Origin of the sequence: Pseudoxanthomonas sp. LH2527 (assembly GCF_022539275.1) — a bacterium.
In the GTDB taxonomy this organism is placed as follows: domain Bacteria; phylum Pseudomonadota; class Gammaproteobacteria; order Xanthomonadales; family Xanthomonadaceae; genus Pseudoxanthomonas_A.
The window spans coordinates 53,061-67,699 of sequence record NZ_JAKZBW010000025.1 but is presented as its reverse complement, the minus strand read 5'-3'; the positions used below and the strand labels follow the sequence as shown (position 1 = coordinate 67,699).

The window sequence follows — 14,639 nt, the reverse complement described above, 5'->3', positions numbered from 1 at the left end:
CGCAAGGCATCGCATGCGGATGCCTCGCCTTCGCACAACATGCTGCCGACGTACCAGCTTGTCGTGTCGTTGCCGACCAGGCGGCGGCGCACGACGGCTGTGGGCATGCCCGGCGCCTGCGCGACATTCCAGTAACTCAGTCCTTCCTCGTCACGCAACGCATACTCGGCGACCGCACCTGGCACGGGGTCCGGTTCGCGGAACGCGTATCGCTGCAGCATGGCCTGCGCCTCTGCGACCGAATGAACACCGATCGGATACGCATCGGCAACGAAACCCGGGAAAAAACCATCGACATCCGTTGCAGGTGCCGCTTGCATGCCGGTGCGTCGCTGCAGGAAGTAAGCGTCGCGCGGCCTGCCCGTCGTGCGGTCGAGCGCGTATTGGGGCGGGATCTTGAAATCGACCGGGACACGCGCACGCGATGCGATCGGTTTGCCTTGTCGACGCGCCGGCGTGAACATCCATGCACGGGCGCCGCCAAGCGCCGCCTGGTTCAGTGACGCGCTGGGTGATGGCGCTTCGATCTGCTGATCCACCACCCGCCCGTCGTCATCAATGGTGATGATCAGCACGACTAGGCCGCTGATGCCTTGCCAGACCATGTCCATCGGATAGGGCGGGGGCATCATGTCGATGGGCTTGGCCAGCTCATCCGGTGCCTCGAAGCCCTGCGCGTCGACGCTACCCGCCTCTTTCACGGCCGCCACCGACGGCGAAGGCAGCAGCCATGCGCACAGGATGCAGCCGAGCACCAGACCCGTAACCTGTCTCATCATCTGCCCAATGGGATAGCCCGGTGGCGAATCAGAGCGCCCGATGCTTCGCTTCGCCGAAGAACGGCGTGTGGTGCGCGCAATCGTTGAGACGCACGACTTCGAGCTGATCGACCGAAGGGCCTTCCAGCAGGTTGAGCGTGGTGGGAGCCTGGCGGAAGGTCCACAGCTTGGCGATGGGCAGGCCCAGGATGCGGCACAGCAGGACGCGGTTGACGGCGTCGTGCGCCACGATCAGCAGCGTGTCGTCATCGCCCAGGCCATCGGCGGCGCGCGCCAGGCCGCGCCACGAACGGTCGAGTACCTGGCGCAGCGACTCGCCGCCGGGCATCAGCACGGTATCGGGCTCCTCGCGCCAGGCGAGCAGGCGCGCCGGGTCCTTGTCCTGGATCTCGCTGGCGAGCAGGCCTTCCCATTCGCCGTGGGCGATTTCCTGCAGTTCGGGATCGGTGAGCAGCATGTCCACACGCGCGTCGCCCAATGCCAGTTGCGCGGTGCGCTGCGCACGCGACAGCGGCGACGCCACCGCGCGATCGATGCGCACGTCCTTCAACCGCTGGCCCAGCGCGGTCGCCTGGCCTTCACCGACCGGCGAAAGCGGGATGTCGATCTGGCCCTGGTAGCGGCCTTCGGCGTTCCACGGCGTTTCGCCGTGGCGGGCAAGCAGGATGCGCATGCGTCGGTGTGTCCATTCGAGAAAAACGGTCGCGCTTCCAGGGGCCGGAAACGAAGACGGGAGCGGATGATAACCGCTCCCGTCCCGTGTCTGCCGACCGTTGCAGCTGTTACTTGCCCACGCCCATTTCCGTCAGCAGCTGCGGCGCCGGATAGACCTCCTGCATGATCCAGCGCAGGTAACGCCCGTCCACCGCGATCATGCGGGTCATCTTCGGATCGAACACCCAGTTGGAGCTCACCGACTCCCAGTTGCCGTCGAAGGCCAGGCCGATCAGCTTGCCGTGCGCGTCCAGCACCGGCGAACCGGAATTGCCGCCGGTGATGTCCAGGTCCGACAGGTAGTTCACCGGCACCGAACCCAGGCGCTTGTCTTCCAGTCCGCCATAGCGCTTGGCCGCCACCGCGTCGAGCAGCGCCTTCGGCGAGTCGAACGGGTCCTCGCCGGTCTCCTTGGCGACCACGCCTTCCAGCGTGGTGAACGGGGTGTACTCCACGCCGTCCTTCGGCGCGTAGCCCATCACGTTGCCGAAGGTGATGCGCAGCGACAGGTTGGCGTCCGGATAGACGAACTCGCCCTGGCTCTTCTTGTAGTCCGCCAGCGCCTGCAGGTAGACCGGGCGCGCGGCCAGGTTCTCGCCGGCGCGCGTCTTGCGTTCCTGCTCGAGCTTGAGCAGCGTCGGCATGACCGCGACGGCGTACTGGATGGCCGGGTCCTTGCTGGCCTCGAAGGCCTTGCGGTCGGCGGCGAACCACTTCAGGCGCTCGTCGGTGCTGCCCAGCTGGGTGCCGGCAAGGCGATCCAGCGCACGCTTCACGGCGGCAGCATCGTTGCCGCCCAGCCACGTGTCGACCGCGGCGACGCGCTGATCGGCCGGCAGCGTGATGTACTGGTTCAACCAGTATTCCTGCAACTGGCGGTCCATGGCCGCCACGTAGCGACGCTCGAGCTGTTTCTGCGCACCTTCGATGGCGGGCAGGTCGCGCTCCTGATAGCCCGATTCGCGTTCGGCATTCGGCTTCTCGCGTTCGATCGACAGGCGGTACAGCTGCGTGGCCGAGCCCACCATCGCGGTGTTGTTGAACATCGCCAGCGTCAGGTCGCGCTCGCGCGTGGCCTTGTTCTGTTCGAGCAGCGCCAGCAGCTTGGCGTGGGCGTCCAGCGCCGGCTGGCCCTTGCCGCCCTGCCCCTTCAACCACGCCAGCACGGCGGCTTCCTCGCGCTGCTTCTGGCCGGCGGCGTCGATGCGCTTGAAGCCTTCCAGCTGGCCGTCGTAGTTCTTGCTGGTGTTGTTCCAGCTGGCCATGGTCGCGGCGTACTTCACCTGGATGTCGGCGTTCTTCTTGCCGGCCTCCTGCACCATCGCGATCTGCTGCTTGTAATGGCGCGCGATGGTCGGATAGGTCCACGCGGCGGTGTTGTCGAATTCGGCCGCCAGCGCGTAGCGGTTGGTCGAGCCCGGGTAACCGGCGACCATCACGAAATCACCCTCGCCCAGCGGCTTGTCGGCGAACTGCAGCCAGTGCTTCGGCCGGTACGGCACGTTGTCCTTCGAGAAGGCGGCCGGCTTGCCGTCCTTGCCGACGTAGGCGCGGTAGAACGCGAAGTCGCCGGTGTGGCGCGGCCACATCCAGTTGTCGATGTCGCCGCCGTACTTGCCCACGCTGCCCGGCGGTGCGTACGCCAGGCGCACGTCCTTGATTTCCAGGTTCTTGAACAGGCGGTAGGTATTGCCGCCCGAGAAGCTGTAGAGGCGGCAGCGGAAGCCGGCCTCGGCCTCGCAGTCGGCGATCAGCTTCTTCTCGAAGGCTTCCAGTGCCTTCGTGCGCGCCAGTGCGTCACTGCCGGCCGAGGCGATGGCCGCCTGCGCGTCCTTGGTGACGTCGGTGATCTCGTCCAGCACGAACACGCGCGCGTTCGGTCCGGCACTGACTTCATCGGTCGTGGCCGGCGCGTTGAAGCCGTTCTTGATGAGGTTGTTCTCGGCGGTCGAATTCAGCTGGATCGCGCCGTAGGCGCAGTGATGGTTGGTGACCACCAGTCCGTTCGGCGAGACGAAGCTGGCCGTGCAGCCGCCCAGCGCGACCACCGCGCCCATCGGATTGCCGGTCAGGTCCGACAGCTGCTGCGGCGACAGCTTCAGGCCGGCCTTCTTCAGCGGTCCGGCGATCTCGGGCAACTGCTGCGGCACCCACATGCCTTCGCCGGCATGGGCCAGCTGGGCGGCGAGCAGGGACAAGGGAACCGCGATGGCGGCGGCAAGCAGGTTCGGACGCATGGAAACCCCGGGGCTGGCAGGAAAGTTCCGATTGTAATGAACCCGTCATCCGGGCCACCCATGACTTATGTCCTACCCGACCGTGCCCGGACCGTCGCGGGAGCTCGCGACAGGGGGCCATGGGGCCGGGGCGTATAATCCGCGCCCTCATTCCCTGGATTCACGCCCGATGGCACAGACGATGAAGGCGCTGGTGAAGCGCGAGGCCGGCAAAGGCATCTGGATGGAGGAACTGCCCGTCCCGCAGCCCGGCCCCAACGAGGTGCTGGTCAAGCTGGAGAAGACCGCCATCTGCGGCACCGACCTGCACATCTACCTGTGGGACGAGTGGAGCCAGCGCACCATCACGCCCGGCCTGACCATCGGCCACGAGTTCGTCGGCCGCATCGCCCAGCTCGGTTCCGCGGTGACCGGCTACGAAGTCGGCCAGCGCGTGTCGGCGGAAGGCCATATCGTCTGCGGTCATTGCCGCAACTGCCGTGGCGGCCGCCAGCACTTGTGCCCCAACACGGTGGGCATCGGCGTGAACCGCAATGGCGCCTTCGCCGAGTACATGGTGATGCCGGCCAGCAACCTGTGGCCGATCCCGGACCAGATCCCCAGCGAACTGGCGGCGTTCTTCGATCCCTACGGCAACGCCGCGCACTGTGCGCTGGAGTTCGATGTGGTCGGCGAGGACGTGCTGATCACCGGCGCCGGCCCCATCGGCATCATCGCCGCCGGCATCTGCAAGCATATCGGCGCACGCAACGTGGTGGTCACCGACATCAACGACTTCCGCCTGAAGCTGGCCGCCGACATGGGCGCCACCCGCGTGGTCAACGTGGCCAACACCTCGCTGAAGGACGTGATGGCCGACCTGCACATGGAAGGCTTCGACGTGGGCCTGGAAATGAGCGGCAACCCGCGCGCGTTCAACGACATGCTCGACTGCATGTACCACGGCGGCAAGATCGCGATGCTCGGCATCATGCCCAGGGGCGCCGGCTGCGACTGGGACAAGATCATCTTCAAGGGCCTCACCGTGCAGGGCATCTACGGCCGCAAGATGTACGAGACCTGGTACAAGATGACGCAACTGGTGTTGGGCGGTTTCCCGCTGGGCAAGGTGCTGACCCACCAGCTGCCGATCGACGACTTCCAGAAGGGCTTCGACCTGATGGAACAGGGCAAGGCCGGCAAGGTGGTGTTGAGCTGGAACTGATGCCGCCGACCGTTCGCTGAAACAGAAAGGGCGCCTTGCGGCGCCCTTTCCTGTTGCTGGTAATGAAGCTGAACCTTACCGCGCTCAGGGAACCGCGACGGCGATGGTGAAGACCACACCCGGCTTGTAGATGTCCGACCCACGACGCAGCTCCGACGCATCCGAGCCGAAGGTATCGTAGTAACCCAGCGTTGCGGTCGCCGGACCGAAGCCCTTCGAGAGCGTGATGGAGCCATCGTAGAAGTCGGCACGACCATCGCTGCCAGCATCGATGGAGGTGTAACCCGTGGTGGCGCCCAACGAGAAGCCCGAATCGCCGATGTCGTAGCTGGCCGTCAGGCCTGCGTAGGTCTCTTCCGCGCCGGTGTTGCTGTAGTCATCCGCGTACGCCAGGATGCCGCCCACCGTCACGGGCCCGCTCCACGTGACCTTCGCGATGTATTCGTTGTAGTCGATGTCCCCGTACCCATCCGAAGCACCTTCGTAGGTGTAGCGGTTCACGCCCAGGTCCAGGTTCCAGCTGTCGCTGAGGTCCTTGTTCCAGCCGACGAAATAATCGACCTCGAAGTCGGGGCCACCCTCACCAAAATCCACGTTCGAGGCCCAGGCACCGGCATACAGGCCGAACGGTGCGGAGTACGTCGCACCTGCCTGGAACGCAGGCCCGTTGTCGGTCTGGGAGACACCGCGGAACACGTAATCCGTCGTCACCGCAAATGTCGCGCTGAACGGAGAGGACTCTTCTTCCTCGGCGTCCTGCGCGAAGGCGGACATGGGCAGGGCCAGCAGCAGGGCGGTGGCGAGGGCGGTGGCGAGTTTGACGGGCTTCATCCGGAGTCTCCTGATCGATGGGCGGACGGGGCGGCGGCGGTGATCCGGTAGCGGACCGTAATCACAGCTTCACGGTTTTTTAACTGCAGCCCGATAGTGCGCCGCACCAATCGCTGGCGTCAAGTGCTGGATGAAACCTCCGGAAATTGGTTTCTTTTTCAATCAATTCAGCGGCTTATGCCGCATCATGCTGGTGCCGGCGCACCGTTGCGGGGAAACCATCCGAACCGTTTTGGTGCCAAGCGCACGCGCTGGCCGGGTAGCGTCGCGGGGCCCTCGCGGTCGGCGGGAAGGTCCACGTCGACCTCCACCCCGCCGTCCGCCAGCCGGGCGCGCAACCGCAGGCGCGGCCCCGTGCGCTGCGCGTCGATGATCGTGGCCGGCCACGCGGGCAGGCCCGCCGCGTCCACCATATGCAGATCCTCGGGTCGCACGTAGATCTCCGCCTCGCCATCGCCCGCGTCGCAACGCGGCTGCAACGGCAGGCCCGCGACCTGCAGCGCCCCGGCTTCCCAACGGCCGGGCACCCGGTTCACCGCGCCGACGAACGAATAGACGAACGGTGATGCCGGCGCATCGTAGGCATCGGCGGGACTGCCCAGTTGCTCGATGCGTCCGCGGTTGAGGATGGCCACGCGGTCGGCGAGTTCCAGCGCTTCTTCCTGGTCGTGGGTGACGAAGACCGTGGTCAGGCCGGTACGGTCGTGCAACGCGCGTAGCCAGCGGCGCAGGTCGCGGCGCACCTGTGCGTCGAGTGCGCCGAAGGGCTCGTCCAGCAGCAGCACGCGCGGCTCGATGGCCAGTGCGCGTGCCAGCGCCACGCGCTGGCGCTGGCCGCCGGACAGTTGCGCCGGATAGCGCGCGCCGAAGCCTTCCAGCTGCACCAGCGAAAGCAGTTCCGCCACGCGTGCGCGGATCGGCGCATCGGGCACGCGATCGCGTCCCCTGCGCACACGCAGGCCGAAGGCGATGTTCTCCTCCACCGTCAGGTGGCGGAACAACGCATAGTGCTGGAACACGAAGCCGGCGCGTCGCGCCTGCACGCTGAGGCGGGTCGCGTCCTCGCCATCGAACAGCACGCGTCCGTGGTCGGCATGTTCCAGGCCGGCGATCACGCGCAGAAGCGTGGTCTTGCCCGAGCCCGAGGGCCCGAGCAAGGCCATCAGCTCGCCCTGGCGGATCTCCAGCGAAACATCGTCCAAGGCGGTGAAGTCACCGAACCGCTTGCCGAGATGTTCGATTTTGATCGTCATGTCCTGCACTCCTGCTTGTTCTTTTTTCGACACGGATAAAGGCTAAAAGAGCGGATGAAAACAAAGTGGCTCCATCTGCAGTAACGCCTCCTGGCGTCTTCGCCTTATCCGCTTCTTTCGCTCTGATCCGTGTCGAAAAATCTTGTCGCCTCAGTGTCGATGATTGGCGGCCAGTGCTTCGCCGTGACGCCATTCCAGCCAGGTTTTCAGCACCAGCGTGACCAGTGCGGTCAGCGCCAGCAGCGAGGCCGCCGCGAATGCAGCGCTGTAGGCGTATTCGTTGTAGAGGATTTCCACATGCAGCGGCAGCGTGTTGGTACGGCCGCGGATGTGGCCCGACACCACCGACACCGCGCCGAACTCGCCGAGTGCGCGCGCACTGCACAGCAGTACACCGTACAGCAGCGCCCAGCGGATGTTCGGCAGCGTCACCCGCCAGAACGTCTGCCAGCCGCTGGCGCCCAGACTGAGCGCTGCCAGCTCTTCGTCCGACCCCTGCTGCTCCATCAGCGGCATCAACTCGCGCGCGATGAACGGGAAGGTCACGAAGATCGTCGCCAGCACGATGCCCGGCAGCGCGAAGATGACCTTCGGCAACTGCAGGTGAAGCTCGCCCAGCAGCGGCAAGGTGAAATGACAGCCCTCGTCGATCAGCGAATAGGCCCAGCCCTGCGCGCCGAAGATCAGCACGTAGATCAGGCCCGCCACCACCGGCGACACCGCGAACGGCAGATCGATCAGCGTGACCAGCCAGCGCTTGCCACGGAACGTGTGCTTGCTGACCGCCCACGCCGCCGCCGTGCCGAAGGCGAGATTGAGCGGTACCACGATCGCGGTGACCAGCAGCGTCAGCTGCACCGCCGCCAGTGCATCGGTTTCGCTGATGGCGGCCACGAAGGCGGTCCAGCCGCCGCGCAGGGCTTCGACGAACACCAGCGCCAGCGGCAGCAACAGGAACGACAGCAGGAAGCCCAGCGCGCCCAGCGCCAGCAGCACCTGCACCCATCGGGGTTCGTTGGTGGCGGCATGCCGGCGGATGACGGGACGTCCGGACGACGCCACCGCGGACGGCGCCGGGGCAACGGCGATCACAGCGGAGATGGCGTCGCCCATGTCAGCCCCCCGCCCGCTTGCCGGTGCGCTGCAATCGCGCCTGCAGGGTGTTGATCAGCAGCAACAGCGCGAACGACAGTAGCAGCATCGCCGCCGCGATCGCCGTCGCTCCCTCGTAGTCGAACTCTTCCAGCTTGATCGTGATCAGCAGCGGCGCGATCTCGGAGACGCCCGGCAGGTTGCCGGCGATGAAGATCACCGACCCGTACTCGCCCACGCCTCGCGCAAAGGCCAGCGCGAAGCCGGCCAGCACCGCCGGCCATAGCGTCGGCAGCACGACATGGCGCACGGTCTGCCATCGGCTCGCGCCGAGCGTCGCGGCCGCTTCTTCCAGTTCGCTCTCGATCTCCGCCAGCACGGGCTGGACCACGCGCACCACGAACGGCAGGCCGATGAACACCAGCGCCACGGTGATGCCGAGCGGCGTGTACGCGACCTTGATGCCGACCACTTCCAGCCATTGCCCGATCCAGCCAGTCGGTCCGTAAAGCGCCGTCAGCGCGATCCCCGCCACGGCCGTGGGCAAGGCGAACGGCAGGTCGATCATCGCGTCGAACAGCCGTTTGCCCGGGAAGCGGTAACGCACGAACACCCACGCCACCAGCGTGCCCATCACCGCATTGAATGCAGCGGCGGCAAGCGCGGTGCCGAAGCTGATGCGCAAGGCCGCCAATACCCGCGGCTCGGTCCAGATGGCCCAGATGCCGGACGGTCCCAGTCCACTGGCCTTGGCGAACACACCCACCAGCGGGATCAGCACGATCAGCCCCAGCCAGGCCAGCGTATAACCCAGGCTGAGGCCGAACCCGGGCATGACGCGCCGGGGACGCATCTTTCCCGCCCAGGGATGCACTGCCGCCACGTTACTTCGCCTGGATCTGGTCGAACACGCCGCCGTCGGCGAAGTGCGTGGCCTGCGCCTTCGCCCAGGAGCCGAAGACACCGTCGATCGTCACCAGTTCCAGCTTTGGAAAGCGCGCGATGTCTTCCGCTGCCGCGTGTTGCGGATAGCGCGGGCGGTAGTAGTGCTTCGCAGCCAGGCGTTGACCGGTGGGCGAATACAGGTATTTCAGATAGGCCTGCGCCGCCTCGCGCGTGCCGTGCTTGTCCACGTTGCGGTCCACCAGCGCCACCGGCGGCTCGGCCAGGATCGAGCGTGACGGCACCACGATGTCGAACTTGTCCGGTCCCAGTTCCTCGATCGACAGGAAGGCCTCGTTCTCCCACGCCAGCAGCACGTCGCCGATACCGCGCTGGACGAACGTCGTGGTCGAACCGCGGGCACCGGTATCCAGCACGGGGACGTTGCGATACAGCGCGCGCACGAAGTTGCGTGTCTTCGCCTCGTCGCCCTTGAAGATCTTCAGGCCATAGGCCCACGCGGCCAGGTAGTTCCAGCGCGCGCCACCGGAGGTCTTCGGATTCGGTGTGATCACCGAGATGCCCGGCTTCACCAGGTCGTGCCAGTCGCGGATCTTCTTCGGATTGCCCTTGCGCACCAGGAAGACGATGGTCGAGGTGTACGGCGCGCTGTTCTCCGGCAACCGTGATTGCCAGTTGGCCGGCAACAGCTTGGCGCGCTGGGCGATGGAGTCGACGTCGTAGGCCAGCGCCAGCGTCACCACGTCGGCCTCCAGGCCGTCGATGACCGAGCGCGCCTGCTTGCCGGAACCGCCGTGCGAGGTTTCGATGCTGACCTTCTGCCCCTTGGTCTTCTGCCAATCGGCGGCGAACGCGGCATTGAACTCGCGGTAGAACTCGCGCGTCGGATCGTACGACACGTTGAGCAGCTTGATGTCCCTGGCGTCCGCGGCGGCGGCCAAGGTCAGACCGAAGGCGAGCATGGTGTTGCGGACAAGGCGTCGGAACAGATCGGTGTTCATGCAGGTTCCGGAGGCCGCAGGCGGCCGGTGCGCGGGAGTGCGGTCTCATGCGTCCACCCTGGGCCTGGGCGGGCGGGCCGTTGCCAGCCGGACGCTGATGCTGCTTGCGCACCTGCAGGCGGGGAAATGACGAAACGGCAAACGCTTATGCCCTTCCCGCATGACGCCTGGCGGCTCCGGACGGGCAGGTAGAATGGAGGCCTTCCCTGCCAGTCCATTCCTCATGTCCAGCCCGCTCACCGCCCACTACGCCACCACCCTCGACGAGATCCGCGCCCAGGGCCTGTTCAAGGCCGAGCGCATCATCACCAGCCCGCAGGCGGCGGAGATCACCCTGGCCGACGGGCGCACGGTGCTGAATTTCTGCGCCAACAACTACCTGGGGCTGGCCGACCATCCGGACATCATCGCGGCCGCGAAGGACGCGCTGGACACGCATGGCTTCGGCATGGCGTCGGTGCGCTTCATCTGCGGCACGCAGGACCTGCACAAGCAACTGGAGAAGACGATCGCCGACTTCTTCGGCACCGAGGACACCATCCTCTACGCCGCCTGCTTCGACGCCAACGGCGGCCTGTTCGAGCCGCTGCTGGGCGAGGACGATGCGATCATCTCCGACGCGCTGAACCACGCCTCCATCATCGACGGCGTGCGCCTGTGCAAGGCCAAGCGCTTCCGCTATGCCAACTGCGACATGGCCGACCTGGAAGCGCAGTTGCAGGCGGCCGATGCCGCCGGCTGCAAGACCAAACTCATCACCACCGATGGCGTGTTCTCGATGGACGGCTTCATCGCCCCGCTGGACGAGATCACCGCGCTGGCGAAGAAGTACAACGCGCTGGTGCACATCGACGAATGCCACGCCACCGGCTTCCTCGGCGCGACGGGCCGCGGCTCGGCCGAGGTGAAGGGCGTGCTGGACAGGATCGACATCGTCACCGGCACGCTGGGCAAGGCGATGGGCGGCGCGCTGGGCGGCTTCACCACGGCACGGAAGGAAGTGATCGAACTGCTACGCCAGCGCTCGCGTCCTTACCTGTTTTCCAACTCGCTGCCGCCGCATGTGGTGGCCGCCGGCATCAAGGCCTTCGAGATGCTCGATGCCGCCGGTGACCTGCGCGAGCAACTGCAGGAGAACACCCGCTACTTCCGCGAAAAGATGACCGCCGCCGGTTTCGACATCAAGCCGGGTGTGCACCCGATCAGCCCGGTGATGCTGTACGACGCACCGCTGGCGCAGCGCTTCGCCGAACGCCTGCTGGAGGAAGGCATCTACGCGATCGGCTTCTTCTTCCCGGTGGTACCGAAGGGACAGGCGCGCATCCGCACGCAGATCAGCGCCGCGCACACGCGCGAACATCTGGACCGCGCCATTGATGCCTTCATCCGCATCGGCCGCGAACTGGGCGTACTGAAGGCCTGATCGAGGGAGCGGCGCGCCCGTGCGTCAGCGCGCGCGCCTGGCAGTGCTGGCGGTCGTCTTCGACTTGGCCGGCGCGCCCTTGGCCACGCGGATGCCGCGGGCCTTCATCCACGCATCGAACTGCTCGGCCGTCATGCTGCGGCCGTTCTGCTGCATGTCGAAGCGGTGTCCGTGCGGACCGGCCTTGACGGTGACGATCTGGTCGGGAGCCGTCTTCTTCGTGGCGGCGGCCGGCGATGTCGAGGCGCAGCCTGACGACAGGCCGAAAGCGAGCAGCAAGGCGCAGCACAGCGGCAAGCGCGAGGTCGAACGGTACATGGCGATTTCCCCAAGGTCAGCGTGAGCGAGTGTAGGCAGCTGCCTGGCCGCGAACCCGGACCGCCGTCGCGCAATCAACGCCCGGTCGTCGGCGCGAGCGCGTCGCGCTCATGCGGCTCCAGCCTGCGCCATGCGCCCTTGGCCAGTTCGCCCAGCGCCAGCGATCCCACCGCGACGCGCACCAGCCGCAGCACGCCGACATCGAACGCGGCCAGCAGGCGACGGATCTGCCGGTTGCGCCCTTCCTCCAGCACGATCTCCAGCCAGGCATTGCGCTCGCCGCTGCGCAGCACGCGAACATCACGGGCGGAGAGATGCTCGCCGTCGACGTCGACGCCGGCCTTCAAGCCCTGCAACAACAGGTCATCCGGCAGTCTGTCGACCTGCACGTGGTAGGTCTTTTCCGGACCCGTCGCGGGATCGGTGATGCGCGCGGCCCATTCGGGGTCGTTGGTGAACAGCAGCAGGCCTTCGCTGGCCTTGTCGAGCCGGCCTACCGGCGCGACCCATGGCAACCCCGCGCCGTCCAGGCAGCGGTAGACGGTGTCGCGCCCCTGCTCGTCGCGCGCGGTGGTGACCAGGCCGCGCGGCTTGTTGAGCATCAGATAGCAGCGCTCGGGCGCGGCGTTCGCCAGGCCGTCCACGCGGATCACGGCGCGGCCGGCGACCACGGGGAACTCGGGATCGCGCACGATCCGCCCATCAACGGACACCCGGCCTTCGACGATCCAGCGCGCAGCCTCCGTGCGCGAGCACACGCCCTGTTTGGACAGCACGCGCGCCAGCCCATGCCGTGTCCCCTGCCCCGCCGGCACACCGGCACGCGTACTGCGCGAGGCGTCGCGGGAAGGGGGTCTGCGCGAGGTCATGACGGAGCCGACAGGAAAACGGCCGGGTGACCGGCCGTGCGTGGATCAGTTCTTCTTGGCGGGCTCGGCAGGTGCCGGAGCGGGCACTGCAGCGGGTGCGCCGGGCGCCTTCACCACGCGTACGCCGCGCGACTTCATCCACGCATCGAATTCGTCGGCGGTCATGCGCTTGCCGTTCTGGCTCATGTCGAACCGCCACGGCGTGTTGTCGTGCGCCGTCTTCGGCTGGTACGCCGCGGAACTGCCGGTGGCAGCGGTGGCCGACGGTGCGGCGGGCAGGGCCTTGGCGACATTGCGGCAGCCCTCGATGCGCAGGCGCATCAGCACGCGATCGACCGATTGCGACTCATCGAACCCGTGCGAGGCCAGCACGCCCGACGGCGCGCCCAACTGCGTGGCGGCGGCGGTGAACTCGGGGGCGACCGGTGCGATCACCGTGGCCGGCGTCTTCAGCGGCGCCGGCACCAGGCTGCCGCTGCAATCGGGCGCCGCGTGGGCGGCGGGAATCGCGGCGATGCACAGCACACTGGCGAGGACATGACGGCGCATCGGCACAACTCCTGGAGGTTTCCTGCGGAACGTGCCCGGAGTGTAGGCAGCGTCTCATGGCATGGCAAGAAATAGGACGCCGCGCGATGCATCAATGCGGAAAGACGGAAGCACGGTCACGCAAATGCCGCGCACCGTGCCGTAAAAAACGAAGCCCGGCACTAGGCCGGGCTTCGGGTGTTGCGGGAAGCGCGTCCGATCAGTTCTGGACGTTCAGTTCCGTACGACGGTTACGCTCGCTCTTGCAGCCCGGCAGGGTCTGCGCGGTCGGCTCCAGCGGACGGCTCTCGCCGTAACCGATCGGGCCCACCAGACGCGAGGCGTCCACGCCGTTGCTGGTCAGGTAGTCGTACACGGTCTGCGAACGACGCTGCGACAGCGACTGGTTGTAGGCGTCCGCACCGCACAGGTCGGTGTGGCCGGCCACTTCGACGCGCAGGTCGGGGTAGCGCTTCAGGATCTCGGCGGCTTCGCTCAGGATCGCGATCGCGTCGGGACGCAGGGTCGACTTGTCGAAGTCGAAGTTCACGCCCTTCAGGTCGATCGAAACCTGCACCGGGCAGCCGTCCGGACCGATGGTCTGGCCAGCCTGCGAACCGGGGCACTTGTCGTCGCAGTTGTTGACGCCGTCACCGTCGTCGTCCAGATCGGCGCAGCTCGGCGCAGCCGGCGGGGCCGGCGGAGCAGCGGCTTCGGCCTTCGGGCCCAGCGGGATCACGACGCCGACCGAGGCCAGCACGTCGCCGAACCAGTCTTCCTGCGGAGCCGCAGCGCTCTGGTCGTCGAAGTCGGCGCGGTAGGCCAGCTCGGCACGCACGCCGACGCGATTGTCGAGCGTGGTCTGCAGGCCGACGCCCAGCTTGGCGGCCAGGTTGTTGTCACGACGCTGGTTGGTGGCATTGATCAGCGACTCTTCTTCCGAACGCTGCATGCCCAGGCCCGCCACGATGTACGGGTTCCAGCCGCGGCCTTCCTGGATGAAGTGGCGACGCAGGTCCAGCGAAACGCCGTACTGGCTCCACAGGGCATCCTGGTTGTCTTCGAACTTCGGGTTCTGATAGTTCAGTTCACCGTCGAGCGACCAGTTCGGGCTGATGAACTTGCCCAGGCCCAGGCCCAGGAAAGGGGCGTTGCGGGTGGTGCGGTCATCGTCCTGCAGGTTGAAACCGGCCGAACCGGTGAGGTACCAGCGGTCATCGAACTCCTGCGCCATCGCGTGGTTTGCGAGGCTCAGGCCGCCCAACAGCGCGGCGCAGAGAATCTTCTTGTTCATTTGCAGCTCCTTTCCTTGTAGAAGTTCAGTAGTTAGAGAAACCGAAGCACTTCACTTGCGGCGTTTCTAGTTGTTATTCGAGGCGACAGGCATCCGTCGCCTTGCTGAACAGATTATGCGTGGGTACGTGAAGACTGTGTTAACGGTACCATAACAAGTCGGGCAAGGTTAACACTCCTGAAGGGAACTGGCA

General features: G+C 66.5%; 14 protein-coding genes. 2 read left to right on the top strand and 12 right to left on the bottom strand.

Features of this window, described 5'->3' with window-relative positions:
* The 3 genes from MMG85_RS13990 to MMG85_RS13980 form a co-directional block, all read right to left on the bottom strand.
* Positions 1-776 (bottom strand): energy transducer TonB (locus tag MMG85_RS13990; RefSeq protein WP_241046577.1); only part of this gene is annotated, 776 nt, incomplete at its 3' end.
* 31 nt (positions 777-807) lie between these two features.
* Positions 808-1,452 (bottom strand): histidine phosphatase family protein, encoded by a 645-nt coding sequence (locus tag MMG85_RS13985; RefSeq protein ID WP_241046576.1) that lies wholly within the window; start codon positions 1,450-1,452, stop codon positions 808-810.
* Between the two features lie 109 nt (positions 1,453-1,561).
* Positions 1,562-3,730 carry a S46 family peptidase gene (locus tag MMG85_RS13980; protein WP_241046575.1) on the bottom strand — a complete coding sequence of 723 codons (2,169 nt, stop codon included), beginning with the start codon at positions 3,728-3,730 and terminating at the stop codon, positions 1,562-1,564.
* Positions 3,731-3,899: 169 nt separating this feature from the next.
* On the opposite strand from MMG85_RS13980, the gene tdh reads away from it, so the two are divergent.
* Positions 3,900-4,934: an L-threonine 3-dehydrogenase gene (gene tdh, locus MMG85_RS13975; protein ID WP_241046574.1), complete on the top strand. Its 1,035-nt coding sequence runs from the start codon at positions 3,900-3,902 to the stop codon at positions 4,932-4,934.
* Positions 4,935-5,018: 84 nt separating this feature from the next.
* On the opposite strand, the gene MMG85_RS13970 is transcribed toward tdh, so the two are convergent.
* From MMG85_RS13970 to MMG85_RS13950, 5 genes are all read right to left on the bottom strand, one after another.
* Positions 5,019-5,765, bottom strand: a complete 747-nt coding sequence (locus tag MMG85_RS13970; RefSeq protein WP_241046573.1) for a TorF family putative porin — start codon at positions 5,763-5,765, stop codon at positions 5,019-5,021.
* Positions 5,766-5,950: 185 nt separating this feature from the next.
* On the bottom strand, positions 5,951-7,018 hold the full coding sequence (locus MMG85_RS13965; protein WP_241046572.1) for a sulfate/molybdate ABC transporter ATP-binding protein: 1,068 nt from the start codon (positions 7,016-7,018) through the stop codon (positions 5,951-5,953).
* 150 nt (positions 7,019-7,168) lie between these two features.
* The gene (cysW, locus tag MMG85_RS13960) at positions 7,169-8,131 is read right to left on the bottom strand and encodes a sulfate ABC transporter permease subunit CysW (protein ID WP_241046571.1); all 963 of its coding nucleotides are present in this window, start codon (positions 8,129-8,131) and stop codon (positions 7,169-7,171) included.
* 1 nt (position 8,132) lies between these two features.
* Entirely contained in the window at positions 8,133-8,963 is an 831-nt protein-coding gene (gene cysT / locus MMG85_RS13955) for a sulfate ABC transporter permease subunit CysT (RefSeq protein WP_241046570.1), read from the bottom strand.
* Positions 8,964-8,994: 31 nt separating this feature from the next.
* A complete protein-coding gene (locus MMG85_RS13950; protein WP_277399896.1) occupies positions 8,995-10,014 on the bottom strand; it encodes a sulfate ABC transporter substrate-binding protein in 1,020 nt (339 codons plus the stop codon).
* 223 nt (positions 10,015-10,237) lie between these two features.
* Between MMG85_RS13950 and kbl the strand changes: the two genes are divergently transcribed.
* Entirely contained in the window at positions 10,238-11,437 is a 1,200-nt protein-coding gene (gene kbl, locus MMG85_RS13945) for a glycine C-acetyltransferase (protein WP_241046569.1), read from the top strand.
* Positions 11,438-11,461: 24 nt separating this feature from the next.
* Here kbl and MMG85_RS13940 read toward each other — a convergent pair whose 3' ends face one another.
* From MMG85_RS13940 to MMG85_RS13925, 4 genes are all read right to left on the bottom strand, one after another.
* On the bottom strand, positions 11,462-11,755 hold the full coding sequence (locus tag MMG85_RS13940; RefSeq protein WP_241046579.1) for a hypothetical protein: 294 nt from the start codon (positions 11,753-11,755) through the stop codon (positions 11,462-11,464).
* A 74-nt stretch (positions 11,756-11,829) separates the two neighbouring features.
* Positions 11,830-12,624 (bottom strand): pseudouridine synthase, encoded by a 795-nt coding sequence (locus MMG85_RS13935; protein WP_241046568.1) that lies wholly within the window; start codon positions 12,622-12,624, stop codon positions 11,830-11,832.
* 45 nt (positions 12,625-12,669) lie between these two features.
* Entirely contained in the window at positions 12,670-13,173 is a 504-nt protein-coding gene (locus MMG85_RS13930; protein ID WP_241046567.1) for a hypothetical protein, read from the bottom strand.
* 199 nt (positions 13,174-13,372) lie between these two features.
* The gene (locus tag MMG85_RS13925; protein WP_241046566.1) at positions 13,373-14,446 is read right to left on the bottom strand and encodes an OmpA family protein; all 1,074 of its coding nucleotides are present in this window, start codon (positions 14,444-14,446) and stop codon (positions 13,373-13,375) included.
* Positions 14,447-14,639: the final 193 nt, after the last annotated feature.